We start from the raw sequence: 14,983 nt of genomic DNA, 5'->3' as shown, positions 1-14,983 counted from the left end.
CGGGACGTGCGGGGCAATGCGATGCTCAACCCGCTTAGAACGGTGCGTCGTCTTCGTCGAAAGCGGCGGCATCGTCCGATGCACCGGCGGCCGGTGTCGCGTCCGTTTTGGCCTTCGCCGTCGTCTTCTTGGCGGCGGCCTTCTTCGCAGGCGCCTTCTTTGCCGGTGCCTTGGCAGCGGTCTTCGCAGCCGTCTTGCGCGCCGGTGCGGCCTTCTCGTCGCCTTCGGCGTCGCCCGCCTTCGCGGCAGTCTTCTTCGGGGCTTTCGCCTCGAATTCGAAGCCGATCGTGCCGTCCTTCTGCTTGGCCAGATAGGCCTTGAACGTACGGCCCGTGCGCGACGACTTGAAGTTCGTCAACAGATCCGTCTTGCCCTCGGTCAGCAGCTTGTGAATCTGCTCACGCGTGATTTCCTGCTGGAGAATCACCTTGCCGGACGTGAAGTCGCAGGTCTTCGGGTTCGCGACCGCGTTCTCGCAGACATACCGCATGCCGTGCTCGAACACGCGCCCGCCACACTTCGGACACTTGCCGACCGGCTCATGTCCCGTGAAGTCTGGCGCTTCTCCGTCTTCGTCGCCGTTGTCCTGACCGAAGTCGAACTCGAGCTTGTAGCCCATCTCGTCATCGGGCGAGAGCTTGAGAATGGCCGAGAACGGGCGTCCCATCTTGCTCCGGAAGCCCGACAGCGGTCCGATCGTCTTGTTCTTGAGCAACTCTTCGACTTCCGGGATTTCGAACTGACGTCCGCCCGGGATCTTCGAGATCGAGAAGCTGCAATTCGTACACGCAAAACGGCGGTAGTTCTCTTTCACCACGCCGCCGCAATGCGGGCACGGTGTGGTGAGCGTTGCATAGTCGCCGGGGATCGTGTCCGAGTCGTATTCTTTCGCACGCTTGACGATGGTTTGCGTCATTTGTGCGATTTCGTGCATGAACTCGTCACGCTTGAGGCCGCCGCGCTCGATCTGCGAGAGTTTGGCTTCCCACTCGCCCGTGAGTTCGGGCAACGTGAGTTCATCCACGCCGAGGCCGCGCAGGAGCGTCATCAACTGGAATGCCTTGGCCGTGGGATGCAACTCGCGGCCTTCGCGCACCAGGTACTTTTCCGTCAGCAAGCCTTCGATGATCGCGGCGCGCGTGGCCGGTGTGCCCAGCCCCTTGCCGGCCATCGCCTCGCGCAGCTCGCCGTCTTCGACCAGCTTGCCCGCGCCTTCCATGGCGGAGAGCAGCGTGGCTTCGCTGTAGCGTGCGGGGGGCTTGGTCTGCAGGCCAACGGCTTCGACCTTGTCCACGCCGACCTTCTCGTCCTTCGCGACGGGCACGAGGTTCGGCTGCTCTTCCTTGCCGTCCTTGCTGTCTTTCCCGTCGCCCGCGCCTTCCTTGCCGTAGATGGCGAGCCAACCGGCGTTGACCAGCACCTTGCCTTCGGTCTTGAAGTGGTGACCGACCACTTCCGTGATGCGTGTCGTCACCAGCGACTCGGCTGCCGGGAAGAACACCGCCAGGAAGCGCTTGACCACGAGGTCGTACAGCTTCTGCTCCGGCTCCGAGAGGTTCTTCGGCGCCTGCAGCGTCGGGATGATGGCAAAGTGATCGCTGATCTTGCTGTTGTCGAAGATCCGCTTGTTCGGCTTGACCCAGTCCTTTCTCAGGACCTGATCGGCGAACTGGTGGTAATTGTTGCTCTCCTTGAGCACGGCCATCGTCTCTTTGACGGTGTCCAGATAGTCTTCCGGCAGGGCGCGCGCGTCGGTACGCGGGTACGTCAGCACCTTGTGCTTTTCATACAGCGCCTGCGCCAGACCCAGCGTGTTCTTCGCGGAAAAGCCGAAACGGCTGTTGGCTTCGCGTTGCAGGCTTGTGAGGTCGAACAGCAGCGGCGAGAGCTGCGATGTCGGCTTCGATTCTTCCGTGACGGTGCCGTGCTTGCCGCGCACGGCGGCCACGACCGATTCGGCTGCCGCCACGCTCCAGAGGCGCGAATCGCGCTGCTCCGGATCGAATTCGTTGCGCTTGAAGCTCGGGTCGAACCAGCGGCCCTCGTAGAAGCCGGCCGAGGCGACGAACTCGGCCTTCACTTCCCAGTAGTCGCGCGACACGAACTTGCGAATCTTCTCTTCGCGCTCCACCACGATCGACAGCGTCGGCGTTTGCACGCGACCGACCGTCGTCAGGAAGAAGCCGCCGCCCTTGCTGTTGAAGGCGGTCATGGCGCGCGTGCCGTTGATCCCTACCAGCCAGTCGGCTTCGGCACGGCTGCGCGCGGCGTCGGCCAGCGGCAACATGTCGTCGTCGGTGCGCAGGCGCTTGAAGCCGTCGCGGATCGACTGCGGCGTCATCGATTGCAGCCACAGACGCTTGACCGGCTGCTTCGCCTTCGCATGCTGCGCGATCAGGCGGAAGATCAGTTCCCCTTCGCGCCCCGCGTCACAGGCGTTGATCAGGACATCGATGTCCTTGCGCTTGATGAGGCGAGTGAGCACCTTCAGGCGCGACTCGCTCTTGGCGATCGGCTTGAGGTCGAAATGGGGGGGAATCACGGGAAGGTTGGCGAAGCTCCACTTGCCGCGTTTGACTTCATAGTCTTCCGGCGCGCCGATTTCGACGAGGTGGCCAACCGCCGAGGAGACGACATAATCGTCGTTCTCGAAGTACTCGTCATGCTTGGTAAAGCCGCCCAGCGCCCGCGCGATGTCATTCGCGACGGACGGTTTCTCGGCAATGATCAGAGCTTTTGACATGACGTTAGGTAATGTTGAGGAGGTGTCGCCAAGCGACATTCGTTGGCTTTATAACATATAGCCAATCCGGCGTTGCCGTCGGATCGGGCACAAGGCGTGCCTGAAAGCGGCACATCATAAGCGCGTCGCAGGCCGGCGGCAAGCGTGGGGCCGGTGGGGCAGTGCGAGGGCTACGGCGCGCCGCCGTACCGTGCCAGGCGTTCCCGTCGTGCGGTTCCGGCTGGCGTTATCCGGCAAGGAGGTGCTCGCGCAGGGCGGGGGCGACGACGGTGGCGTCGCCCAGCACGCGGGCGTCGAGCATACGCTCGAGAATGCCGATGGCAGGCAATACCGGGCCGAAGAAACGCGCCTGTCGAGTCGGCTGCGACGCGTCCTGAACCAGCACGGTAGGGAAGTTCTCGATGTCGTGATCGTCCAGCCAGTCGGCATGGGTCTCAATGTCCACCCAGACGAAGCACAACGCGGGATGGCTGGCTGCCAGTTGCTCGAACGTTTGCGCGTATTCGCGGCAGGTGCCGCACCACGCCGCGCAAAGACAAGCCACGAGGCGCGTGTTGCCATCGGCCAGCGCGGCAGCCAGCGCAGAACGGTCGGCGACGGGATCGAAAACGGGCATGGTGTCGGAGTTATCGGTATCTCGGTATTGGGGGAGCGCGGTTGCCGGCGATTCCCGGGACTTGCCGGAATAGAACCCGCCTTCGGCCAACCGGTGTTCCGCTAGCGTATGGCCGACGCTGTCAGCCGGACAAAACGGCCGCCGGGCAGGCGGGCGATCCGGCCATGGAGTTCGAGTGTGCTCAGATGGGCAAGGACTTCGGGGACTTCCATGCCGGTGCGTGCGCAGAGGGTGTCTGCGCTGACGGGATCATAACCCAGTGCCTCCAGGATCGCTGTCGTGCCCGCCGGCATGCTGGCAGGCGAGGTCACGGTGACATGGACAGTCGGTACGCTGAGAGCGTTCCCGTCGGACGTGTCGGACAGGCCATCGGGCACAATGGCCGACCGCGGGCTTGGCAGCGCGTGTCGTTGTTTGCCGGCGCGCGGCGAGAGGCCGTCGCCCTGGGGGTGTGCGCTGATTGTCGCGGCAGGCGGTGCCATCCCTAACGCCTCGAAGACATCATCGGGCGAGGTGGCGAGCGTGGCGCCATCCCGGATCAACGTGTGACAACCCCGGCTTTGCGGCGCGTGGATCGAACCGGGAATGGCCAGTACGTCGCGGCCCAACTCGCCCGCCAGACGCGCCGTGATGAGCGACCCGGATTGCGTGGCCGCTTCCACGACCACTGTGCACCTCGCCAACGCCGCAATCAGCCGGTTGCGGCGCGGAAAATGATCCGGCCGGGGCGGCGTGCCGATGGGGAACGCGGACAGCAACAGACCCCGCTCGGCAATGCGCTCGGCGAGCGCACCGTGGCGCGCGGGGTAGACGATGTCGGCCCCGGTGCCAACGACCGCACAGGTGCGTCCCGCCGTCTCCAGCGCGCCTTCGTGCGCGGCAGCGTCGATACCGGCCGCCAGTCCCGACACGACGGTCACGCCTGCGCCACCCAGCGCACGCGCGAAGTGGCGCGCGTTGTCGCGCCCTTGCGGTGTGGCACGACGACTGCCGACGAGCGCCACTGCCCTATCGCCCGCCCGGTTTGGCAAGCCGATGTCGCCCCGGCAATACAGGAGGGGAGGCGCATCGCCGAGGGCCAGAAGCGCGCGTGGATAGGCCGCCTCGGACAATGTCACCACGGTGCATCCCGGGCGGCGGGCCCAGTCGAGGGTGCGGGCAATCAGCGCGGCAAGATCGGTGCCGACCGGCGCCAGCAGCCGGGCGACGAGATCGTGGGGCAGGACGCGGGAGAGGTCGCTGCGCGACGCACGAAAGACCGCATCCGGCAGACCGAAGACCGTCAGCAGACGTCGTGTGGCAACGGGCGGCACGCCGGGCGTGTGGCACAAACGCAGCCAGTCCTTGATTTCCGTGGGATCGGCACCGACCTGCTTTCCATCGGAGGCCGCGGGGAGGCGTTCGTCGGAAGTGATGTCGGCAGGGCAGTCGTCGGGGGCGACGGACGCGACGGAAGCGACGGAAGCGACGGAAGCGACGTTGGCGAGGACACTGGGAAGGACGCAGAAATCGGCGTCGGCGCGGGCGTCTCGGGCGAGCGGTGTATCGCCGGCCGCCAGCGCCGGCAGGGGCGCTATGCTAAAATTTTTCATCATCCGGTAAGCATTGACCGGGGGGCCAAGGTTGGCATCGGCTGCGGCGCGAGCCTCGCGACGCAGTCTCCATCGCAAGATTGTGCGTTCGCGGCCCTCCTCAAGGCAATGCGGCGAATTCCCGTTTTCATCATGGCATTACTGACAATTCTTCAATATCCCGATCCGCGTCTGCACAAGGTGGCCAAGCCGGTCGCCCAGGTCGACGACCGGATCCGCCAACTCGTCAAGGACATGGCCGAGACCATGTACGACGCCCCCGGCATCGGCCTCGCGGCCACGCAGATCGACGTGCACGAGCAGGTCATCGTGATGGATCTCTCGGAAACGCGCGACGAACTGCGCGTGTTCATCAACCCCGAGATCGTCTGGCGCAGCGACGAACAGAAAGTCTACGAAGAGGGCTGCCTCTCGGTACCCGGCATCTACGATGAAGTCGAGCGTGCCGATCGTGTGCGCGTGCGTGCCCTGAACGAGAAGGGCGAGAAGTTCGAACTCGACGCCGACGGCCTGCTTGCCGTGTGCATTCAGCACGAAATGGATCACCTCAAGGGCCGCGTGTTCGTCGAGTACCTCTCGCCGCTCAAGCGCAACCGTATCAAGCAAAAGATGAAGAAGCAGGTCGAGCGCGCCTGACCCCGGCCGGCACGCCCGGCTTGGGCGCGCACGGTAAAGTCCTCTATACTTGCAGCGCTCGCGGGCCCTCGCCCGTCTTCTGCCGCTGCGACGGAGCGTCTCGAACGTCTGCCGTCGGGCCAACTCCCGACTGTTAGCCGAGATGTCTATCGCCATCACCTCGTCGTCTTCCCGCACCCGCACGATCTATTGGCTGAGCGCCGCACTTCTGTTCGCCTTCCTGCTGGCCGGACTCTTCGACCGTGACCCCTGGAAAGCCGACGAGCCGTATTCCGTCGGCATGGTGCTGAATTTCTTCCGTGGCCACGACCTGATCGTGCCGCATGTGGCCGCCGATCCCTTCGTGGAGAAGCCGCCCGTCATGTATTGGACGGGGGCGTTTTTCGCGCGATTGGCATCTGGCGTGCTGCCGGTCTTCGATGGCGCACAACTCGCGGTGCTCGCCTGGCTCGTGATGGCGGCGCTTTGCGTCGGCCGACTGGCGCAACGTCTTTACAGCCCGGCCCACACGCATAACCCGGACACTTTCAATTGGCTCGCTCCCATGTTGATGGTGGGGAGCTTCGGCGCCATTGAGAACATTCATAAACTCACCGCCGACGTGCCGCAACTGGCGGGCGCGGCGCTCGCGCTCGCCGCGCTGGCGCGTTTGGCCAGGCCCGAGAACCCCACGCGCCTGTGGGGATTGCTGTTCGGTACCGGCGCGGGCATCGCCTTTCTGAGCAAGGGCCTTCTCGTGCCCGGCGTGCTGGGGCTGACCGCGCTGGCCGTGCTCGTGCTGCCCGCCTATCGCACGCGTCGCTACGCTAGCGCGCTCGCTTGGGCGGTGCTGGCGGCGCTGCCGTGGGTCGTCATTTGGCCGCTAATGTTCTGGCATGCCTCCGAGCCGCTTTTCGTCGAATGGTTCTGGGACAACAACTTCGGCCGCTTCTTCGGCTTCGTTCATCTGGGCGGCGAGCGCAAGTCGTACTGGAACGACCTCACCAGCCTGATCGGCCTGACGTTTCCCGCCGGCTGGCTCGCCGTTGGCGCCTTGGTCGCGCAACTGAGACAAGGCGGGTTGCGGCGCTTCCTGAGCGAGCATCCGGAACAGGCCATGCTCTGGCTCTATTCGGGCTTGTTCGTGCTGACGCTCGTGGTCTCGTCGGCCATTCGCGATATCTATATGCTGTCGCTCTTCCCGGCCATCGCCGTGCTGGGTGCGGGTGTACGCCTGCCCGCCTGGCTGGAGAAGACGTGGTCGGGCGTGGCGCTTGTGCTCATGAGTGCGCTGGGCCTGTTCCTGTGGGCGCGCTGGGGGCTGCAACTGACTGGCAACGGACACGTTGCCGCCGGGCCGATCGGCAAGTGGCTGCCGCTTGACTACGTGCTGCCCTTCTCGCCGGGCCTCGTACTTGCGGCGCTCGTCATTGCCGGACTGTGGATAACGGCCATCGTGCATCGCCGTGAGCTAGGCGCTCTTGTTTTCGGTTTCGCGGGGCTGATGTTCGTCTGGGGAACGCTCTCGACGCTGTTGCTGCCATGGATCAACGAGGCGCGCAGCTACCGCACGCCGTTCGCTGCGCTGCGCGAATCGCTTGCGCATGTCGCACCTGCCGCACCTGCCGGGGCCTCGGCAACCAACGCCTGCATCGGGTCGTTCAACGTGGGCGAGTCGGAGCGCGCGATGCTCGACTATTTCATCGATGTGCGTCCGGTGCAGCTCCCGGATCTGTCACAGGCCTCGCGCTGCGGCGTGCTGCTGCTGCTCGACAAGGCCAACGCGCGTATTCCTGCCCCCCAAGGCTGGCGCGAGATCTGGCAAGGTGGTCGTGCAGGCGACACCAACGAACGCTTCCGTGCCTTCGTCGCGCCGGCCGTTTCGGCGGGCTCGACCGGGGCAGCCACCGGCGTCATCCAGTAAGTTATAGCGTTCAGCAGGAGAAAGTTCGTCATGACGCTTCGCATCGTCTTCGCCGGTACGCCGGAATTCGCGCAAACCGCGCTTGCCGCCATCGATGCCGCTGGTTTTCCCGTCGAGTTGGTACTCACTCAGCCGGATCGTCCTGCCGGGCGAGGCATGAAGCTGCAAGCCAGTCCGGTCAAGCGCTATGCGCTGGCGCACGGCATGCCGGTGTCGCAGCCGCCGTCGCTGCGTCGTAACGGCAAGTATCCCGAGGAGGCGGCGGCCGCCATCGAACAACTTCGCGCGCTGGCGCCCGACGTCATGGTCGTGGCCGCCTACGGCCTGATCCTTCCGCAGGAAGTGCTCGATCTGCCGCGTTACGGGTGCCTGAACATTCACGGGTCGCTGCTGCCGCGCTGGCGGGGGGCCGCGCCTATTCACCGCGCCATCGAGGCGGGCGACACCGAGACCGGTATCACCATCATGCAGATGGATGCCGGCCTCGATACGGGCGCCATGATTCTGCGCGAGGCCGAACCCATTGGCCCCGACGACACGACCGCCGTGCTGCACGACCGCATGGCGGCGCTGGGTGGCAAGCTGATCGTCGACGCATTGCGTCAACTCGCGCGCGACGGGCATCTGCCAAGTGTCGCCCAGCCCGAGGAGGGCGTGACCTACGCCGAGAAGATCGCCAAGCAGGAGGCGGTGCTCGACTGGCGCAAACCTGCCGAAGTGCTGGCGCGTCAGGTGCGGGCGTTCGACCCGTTCCCCGGCGCGCTCGGCACGGTGCACGACACCCCCGTCAAGCTGTGGCGCGCAAGTGCCGTGGCGGGCAAGCCGGGGGCGGCGCCGGGCACCGTTCTCGAAGTGAGCGCTGACGCCGTCGTCGTCGCTTGCGGGAATGGCGCATTGTGTGTGACCGAATGCCAGAAGCCGGGCGGCAAACGTTTGCCGGTCCGTGAATTTCTCGCCGGATTTGCGCTGACGCCAGGCGACGTGTTCGCGAACGCCGAACCGCAGGCGAAGTAACGGCCGCTCATGTCCACGGGCCCGCCATCGAAACCGCATGACAAAGACGCAAAACGTCGGTGAATTGGCAGGAAACGCAGGCAAACGTCAGAAAAGTATCTAAGCTGGCGGCGCAGACGTTGAATTTTCGACGTCCGGCACCATCTAACGCCCGAGGACACGCAAAGTGCGTGGCTCCTCGGGTCAGCAAGATTTGCAGAGGAGAACACCATGTTCAATTGGATGAAGACCACCCTGCTGATGGCGGCCATCACCGCGTTGTTCATGGTGGTGGGCGGCATGATCGGCGGCAAGCAGGGCATGATGCTCGCGCTGGCGTTCGCGCTCGCGATGAATTTCTTTTCGTACTGGTTCTCGGACAAGATGGTGCTGCGCATGTACAACGCGCAGCAAGTCGACGAGACGAGTGCACCGCAGTTCTACAACATGGTGCGCGAACTGTCGCAGCGGGCCGGGCTGCCGATGCCGAAGGTGTACCTGATCAACGAAGACTCCCCGAATGCGTTTGCGACCGGCCGCAATCCGGAGAATGCCGCCGTGGCTGCCACGACGGGCATTCTGCGCGTGCTCTCCGATCGGGAACTGCGCGGCGTGATGGCGCACGAACTGGCGCATGTGAAGCATCGCGACATTCTCATCTCGACCATCTCCGCGACAATGGCCGGTGCCATTTCGGCGCTCGCCAACTTCGCGATGTTCTTCGGCGGACGTGACCAGAACGGCCGTCCGGCCAATCCGATCGCGAGCATTGCCGTGGCGATTCTTGCGCCGCTGGCGGCGTCGCTGATTCAGATGGCGATTTCGCGTGCCCGGGAGTTCGAGGCAGACCGGGGCGGTGCGGAAATCTCCGGCGACCCGCAGGCGCTCGCGGCGGCGCTCGACAAGATCCACCGCTACGCGCAGGGTATTCCTTTCGAGGCGGCCGAGCAGCATCCCGCCACGGCACAGATGATGATTATGAATCCGCTGTCCGGCGGCGCCATCGCCAATCTGTTCTCGACGCACCCGGCGACCGAAGAGCGCATTGCGCGCTTGATGGAGATGGCGCGCACCGGGCAGTATCCCGCCTGAACGCGCTAACGATGCTCCGGAAGTGAGGACTGACCTCGCCGAGGTGAGGCCTGGCCGCTCGCCCGGGGGTGTGCTCGGGCAAGCGTCGCCAGTCTGCTATCCTGTCGCCCGACAGCCGTCCGATAGCCTCCCATGCCCGCCGTCGCGCGGGCATGTTCGTTTGTAGAAAGCCCATGCCGCAACCGAGTCTGCCCTCCGAATCCCTGGCCTACGCGCTGCAACGTGCCGCGCAGGCGCTCGAATCCGTCCAGAAGGGCACCGCGTTGCCGCAAGCGCTGGCGCAGGCCACCGCGCAAAGCGTGCCGACCGCCCGTGCCGCAGCACAAGATCTGGCCTACCGCGCCGTGCGCCGCCTCGGCAGCAGCCGCGCGTTGCTCGCGTTGCTGGTCAAACCCGCGCTGCAAGCCCGCGTGCGCGACATCCTGTTGTGTGCCCTTGCCTTGCTGCAAGACGACCCTGAGGATGCTGCGTACACCGAATTTACCGTCGTCGATCAGGCCGTCGAGGCGATTGCCGCACAGCGCCGCACCGTCGCGGCGAAGGGACTGGCCAACGCCGTGCTGCGTCGCTATCTGCGCGAGCGCGATACCCTGCTGGCGGAGATTGCCAGACAGCCCGAAGCACGCTGGAACTACCCCACCTGGTGGATCGAGACGGTGCGCCGGGCTTATCCGGATCAATGGGAGACGTTGCTTGCTGCGGGCGATAGCCGTGGCCCGATGACGCTGCGCGTGAACACGCGCCGCACCAGCGTGGCCGACATGCAGGCGCGCCTGATGCAGGAGGGGATGGCGGCGGAGGTCATCGGCCCGGTGGCGTTGCGTCTTGCGCAGGCTGTGCCGGTGGACCGGCTGCCGGGATTCGCCGATGGCTGGGTGTCGGTGCAGGATGCGGGCGCGCAACTGGCGGCCCCGCTGGTGCTGGGCGAGAACCCGCGCCCGGGCATGCGGGTGCTGGACGCTTGTGCGGCCCCCGGCGGCAAGACCGGTCATCTGCTGGAAATGGCAGACGTCGAAGTCGTTGCGCTGGAGTCGGATCGCACGCGAGTGCCACGCATCTACGAGAACCTCGAGCGTCTGGGGTTGAGCGCCGACGTGCGCATCGGCGATGCCGGTGCCCCGTCGAAGTGGTCGGGTGGCGGCTGGGACGGTGTGCCGTTCGACCGCATTTTGGCGGACGTGCCTTGTTCGGCGGCCGGCATCGTGCGGCGTCACCCGGATATTCGCTGGCTGCGCCGCGAGGCCGACATCGCGGCCCTGGTGGCGGAGCAGCAGCGCATTTTGCTGGCGCTCTGGGAGACCCTGGCCGTGGGCGGCGAACTGATTTATGCAACGTGTTCCGTCTTCCCGGCGGAAAACGAAGCGCAAGCGCAATGGTTTGAACGTGTTCGCACAGATGCGGTACGATTGGACGCTCCCGGGCAATTGCTAATGACCCCTGGCGGCGCCCATGACGGCTTCTACTACGCTCGCTTCCAGAAACGGTGACTTTCTCCCAACGGCTCCTGGCCAGTTTGCTGCCGCTGCTGCTGTGCGTTTTTGCGCTCGGCTTCGCAGCGCCTGCGCGCGCCGAAAACGAAATTCAAGTCCGCGAAGCCCGACTTGAGCCATCCGAGGGTGGCTGGTCGCTCGACGCGCGCTTCGCCTTCGAACTCAACAGCAGCCTTGAAGACGCGGTCAATCGCGGCATCTCTCTTTATTTCACGACCGACTTCGAACTCACGCGCTCACGCTGGTACTGGTTCGACGAAAAGGTCGTGTCCACTTCGCAGAGCGTGCGGCTCTGGTTCCAGCCGCTCACGCGTCAATATCGGGTCTCGAGCAATAACGGCAACAACAACAGTGGCGGGCTGCAACTCGGCTTCACCTCGTTGCGCGACGCGCTTGCACTCGTGCGCAACGTCAGCGGCTGGCGTGTCATCGACAAAGGGGTTGCCAAACCGGGCACCCAATATCAGGCATCGGTGCGCATGCGCCTCGACAATGCCCTCATGCCCAAGCCGTTCCAGATCGATGCCGTGAACAACCGCGACTGGAATCTCAGTTCGGAATGGGCTCGCTTCATGTTCTCACCGACATCGCCGCCGGCTGCGGCCAGCTTGTCCGCGTCGCCCGTTGTTGCAACGTCTTCCGTCGCGCCGGGCGCCTCGGGCGCGGCGGCAGCCGCACCTGCCAGCACACCTGCAAGCGCAGGCATCACGGGGTTGGCCGTGGCGGCCTCGGGAACCCTTGGCACTGCGAACACTTCGCCCCGTCTGACGGGCAATCTGCCGCTGGCCTTCAGTGCGGCGTTGCCACCCGGAGCTGCCCGTGTCAAATAACGGCGGCGGCCTGCTCAAGCACATCGTCATTCGCACGCTGATCGTCACGATGGCGCTGGTCGCCATCGGGCTGTTCTGCCTGCTCGCGCTTGCGTCGGCCAATACCGAGTTCTTCGATCGCTATTATTCGCTGCTCTACACCGCGAACATTGCGGTGGCGATCATCTTCATTTTCATCGTCGGCGCGCTGGTCTGGATCATTCTGGTGCGGCTGCGCCAGCGACGTTTCGGCACGCGTTTGCTGGCCAAGCTCGCGATCTTTTTTGCACTGGTCGGCGTGTTGCCGGGCGGTATCATCTATCTGGTGTCGTTGCAGTTCGTCTCGCGCAGTATCGAATCGTGGTTCGACGTGCGCGTGGAGACTGCGCTCGATTCGGGGCTCGAACTCGGTCGTGCCATCCTGAATAACGGTCTGTCGGATCTGAGCGCGAAGGCGCAGCTCGTTGCCGATAGTCTGACGTCGAGCGCAGACAAGGGCGGCACGCTGACGTTGCTGCGCATGCGTGACCAGTTCGGCTTGCAGGACGCCACGATCGTCGACGGCAACGGACGCGTGCTCGCCTCGGCGTCGGGCAACTTCAATGCCCTCGTGCCCGATCTGCCAACGCCGCTCATGCTGCGTCAGGCGCGCTCGCAATCGCGCGGCTACACGTCCATCGAGGGAGGCAGCGAGGGCTACGACAAGCATCAGGGGGGCGATCAACTGCGCTGGCGGGTAGTGATACGTATTCCGTCGAGCTATTCGTCGTCATTGCAGGACGAGGAGCGCTTCCTGCAAGTCACGCAACTGGTGCCGGCCAATCTCGCGCAGAATGCCGAGGCGGTGCAGAACGCGTATCGCGAATATCAGGAAAAGGCGTTGGGCCGTACCGGTTTGCGCAAGATGTATATCGGCACGCTTACGCTGTCGCTGTTCCTCGCAACGTTCGTTGCCATGATGCTCGCGCTGGCGCTCGGGAATCAGCTTGCGCGGCCGCTCTTCCTGCTGGCGCGTGGCACGCAGGAAGTCGCGGCGGGCGATCTGTCGCCCAAGGGGGAGGTACGCACCAACGACGAACTTGGTTTCCTCACGCAGGCATTCAATGCGATGACGCGCCAGTTGTCGGACGCGCGTGCGACGGTCGAGCGCAACCGCCTCGCGCTCGAAAGTTCGAAGGCTCACCTGGAGAGTATTCTGTCGAGTCTGACGGCCGGGGTGTTCGTCTTCGACCGGGATTTCCGTCTGACGACGGCCAATGCCGGTGCCGAACGCATCTTCAAGCAGAGTTTTCAGGGCGAATTGAATCGGTCGCCGGCCCATATTCCGGCGCTGGTGGAGTTCGGCGAGACGTTGCGCCGTGCCTTCGCCGATCGCGACGCCAATGCCGATCTCGGGCCGGGCGGACATTGGCAACAGCAGATCGGCCTGACACTGCCGGGCGAGACCGATGCGGTTACGCTTCTCGTGCGCGGCTCGCATTTGCCCGAGCCGATGCTCGCGGTGGCTGGGGTGCCGACTCGGGCGGGCGGCGGTTATGTCGTGGTGTTCGACGACATCAGCGACGTGATTTCGGCGCAGCGCTCGGTCGCGTGGGCCGAAGTGGCGCGGCGGCTGGCGCATGAAATCAAGAACCCGCTGACGCCGATTCAGTTGTCGGCCGAGCGATTGCAGATGAAATTGTCGGACAAGTTGCCGCCTGCCGATGCCGAAGTGCTGCGCCGGGGTGCGACCACGATCGTCAATCAGGTGGCCGCGATGAAGCGCATGGTCGACGATTTCCGTGATTACGCGCGCCTGCCGCCGGCGGTCATGCAACCGCTGCAACTCAATGAGTTGATCGGCGAGGTGTTGACGTTATACGGTGTGGACGAAGGGCGAGGGGCGATTCGTCCGTATCTCGATGCGGAACTGCCGGAGATTCGCGGTGACTCGACGCAATTGCGTCAGGTTATTCATAATCTGCTGCAGAATGCTCAAGATGCGGTGAGCGGAACCGAAAACCCTCTTATCACGGTGGAAACGAAGACAGTAGAATACGCAGGATCGGATGTGCATCCCGGCGAACCGAAGCGCACTGCGGTGCGTCTGACGATTACGGACAACGGGCCAGGCTTTCCGGCCCGCATTCTGACCCGCGCATTCGAGCCTTACGTGACGACCAAGTCGAAGGGCACCGGGCTGGGGCTGGCGATGGTCAAGAAGATCATCGACGAGCATCAGGCACGCATCGACATTCGCAACCGGTCATTACCCGAGGGCGAAGGCAGTGCAGGCGCACAGATTTCGATCTTGTTTACTCAATTGGCTGACGACCAGGACCTGCCGAGCATCAAGCCGGCAGAACACACGAAGGTAGCGTAAATGGCAACCATTTTGGTGGTGGACGACGAAATGGGGATCCGGGAGCTGCTCTCGGAGATTCTGAGCGACGAAGGGCATGTCGTGGAGGTGGCGGAGAACGCGCAGGAAGCGCGTGCGTTCCGCGCCACGCACACGCCTGACCTCGTGCTGCTCGATATCTGGATGCCCGATACCGACGGCGTGACGTTGCTCAAGGAATGGGCGGCACAGCAGTTGCTGACCATGCCTGTGATCATGATGTCGGGCCACGCGACGATCGACACCGCCGTCGAGGCGACCAAGATCGGTGCGCTCAATTTCCTCGAAAAGCCCATCGCCCTGCAAAAGCTGTTGCAGGCGGTGGAACAGGGTCTCGCACGCGGCAAACGCGACCCGTCGGGCGGCGCGGCGAGCGTGTTCGATGCCGACGACGATGCGCTCGACACCGGCGTTTTCGGCGAGAGCGAAACACGCCATGCCGGCGCTGGCCTGAACGGCGCAGCCACGCATCACGCATCGCTGAGCAGCCATGACGCCGAGGGCGCCGCGGGGGCGTCCGGTACGGGCATGTCTGCGGATATCTCCTTCGACGTGCCGCTGCGCGAGGCGCGCGATGCTTTCGAGCGTGCCTACTTCGCTTACCATCTGGCCAAGGAGCACGGCAGCATGACGCGTGTTGCCGAGAAAACCGGGCTGGAACGCACGCACTTGTATCGCAAGCTCAAGCAACTGGGCGTGGAACTGTCCAAGAGCAAGACCTGAGGGCGG

9 protein-coding genes and 3 pseudogenes are annotated in these 14,983 nt (G+C 64.5%); 9 read left to right on the top strand and 3 right to left on the bottom strand.

Translation table 11 applies throughout. The features are described from left to right. Nucleotides 1-34: 34 nt before the first annotated feature. From AT395_RS24100 to dprA, 3 genes are all read right to left on the bottom strand, one after another. Nucleotides 35-2,743: a DNA topoisomerase III gene (locus AT395_RS24100; protein WP_042113879.1), complete on the bottom strand. Its 2,709-nt coding sequence runs from the start codon at nucleotides 2,741-2,743 to the stop codon at nucleotides 35-37. Between the two features lie 226 nt (nucleotides 2,744-2,969). Continuing rightward, nucleotides 2,970-3,359, bottom strand: a complete 390-nt coding sequence (locus tag AT395_RS24095; protein ID WP_042113880.1) for a thioredoxin family protein — start codon at nucleotides 3,357-3,359, stop codon at nucleotides 2,970-2,972. 101 nt (nucleotides 3,360-3,460) lie between these two features. Continuing rightward, a complete protein-coding gene (gene dprA / locus AT395_RS24090) occupies nucleotides 3,461-4,954 on the bottom strand; it encodes a DNA-processing protein DprA (protein WP_231606095.1) in 1,494 nt (497 codons plus the stop codon). A gap of 129 nt (nucleotides 4,955-5,083) precedes the next feature. Here dprA and def point away from each other — a divergent pair, with 129 nt between their 5' ends. From def to esaR (AT395_RS26415), 9 genes and pseudogenes are all read left to right on the top strand, one after another. Continuing rightward, nucleotides 5,084-5,587 carry a peptide deformylase gene (def, locus tag AT395_RS24085; protein ID WP_039370642.1) on the top strand — a complete coding sequence of 168 codons (504 nt, stop codon included), beginning with the start codon at nucleotides 5,084-5,086 and terminating at the stop codon, nucleotides 5,585-5,587. A 142-nt stretch (nucleotides 5,588-5,729) separates the two neighbouring features. Further along, the gene (locus AT395_RS24080) at nucleotides 5,730-7,490 is read left to right on the top strand and encodes an ArnT family glycosyltransferase (RefSeq protein ID WP_048628492.1); all 1,761 of its coding nucleotides are present in this window, start codon (nucleotides 5,730-5,732) and stop codon (nucleotides 7,488-7,490) included. A 30-nt stretch (nucleotides 7,491-7,520) separates the two neighbouring features. Next, complete coding sequence (gene fmt / locus AT395_RS24075) at nucleotides 7,521-8,504, top strand: methionyl-tRNA formyltransferase (protein ID WP_048628493.1); 984 nt, start codon at nucleotides 7,521-7,523, stop codon at nucleotides 8,502-8,504. 210 nt (nucleotides 8,505-8,714) lie between these two features. After that, nucleotides 8,715-9,575: a zinc metalloprotease HtpX gene (htpX, locus tag AT395_RS24070; protein WP_042113882.1), complete on the top strand. Its 861-nt coding sequence runs from the start codon at nucleotides 8,715-8,717 to the stop codon at nucleotides 9,573-9,575. A gap of 173 nt (nucleotides 9,576-9,748) precedes the next feature. Continuing rightward, the gene (gene rsmB, locus AT395_RS24065; RefSeq protein ID WP_052765465.1) at nucleotides 9,749-11,062 is read left to right on the top strand and encodes a 16S rRNA (cytosine(967)-C(5))-methyltransferase RsmB; all 1,314 of its coding nucleotides are present in this window, start codon (nucleotides 9,749-9,751) and stop codon (nucleotides 11,060-11,062) included. After that, nucleotides 11,059-11,646: pseudogene (locus AT395_RS24060) on the top strand (DUF4390 domain-containing protein); the annotation flags it as partial. The gene rsmB and the pseudogene AT395_RS24060, both read left to right, overlap by 4 nt. Nucleotides 11,647-11,944: 298 nt before the next feature. Next, nucleotides 11,945-14,236, top strand: coding sequence for a sensor histidine kinase (locus tag AT395_RS24055; protein ID WP_269147747.1), 2,292 nt, complete (start codon nucleotides 11,945-11,947; stop codon nucleotides 14,234-14,236). Then, a pseudogene (gene esaR / locus AT395_RS26420) lies at nucleotides 14,237-14,603 on the top strand (response regulator transcription factor EsaR); the annotation flags it as partial. Between the two features lie 185 nt (nucleotides 14,604-14,788). Next, a pseudogene (esaR, locus tag AT395_RS26415) lies at nucleotides 14,789-14,977 on the top strand (response regulator transcription factor EsaR); the annotation flags it as partial. Nucleotides 14,978-14,983 lie beyond the last annotated feature (6 nt).

Source organism: Pandoraea apista, assembly GCF_001465595.2.
Taxonomy (GTDB): domain Bacteria; phylum Pseudomonadota; class Gammaproteobacteria; order Burkholderiales; family Burkholderiaceae; genus Pandoraea; species Pandoraea apista.
Note: the sequence above shows the minus strand (reverse complement) of the source record. Positions and strands in the feature narration are given on the sequence as shown.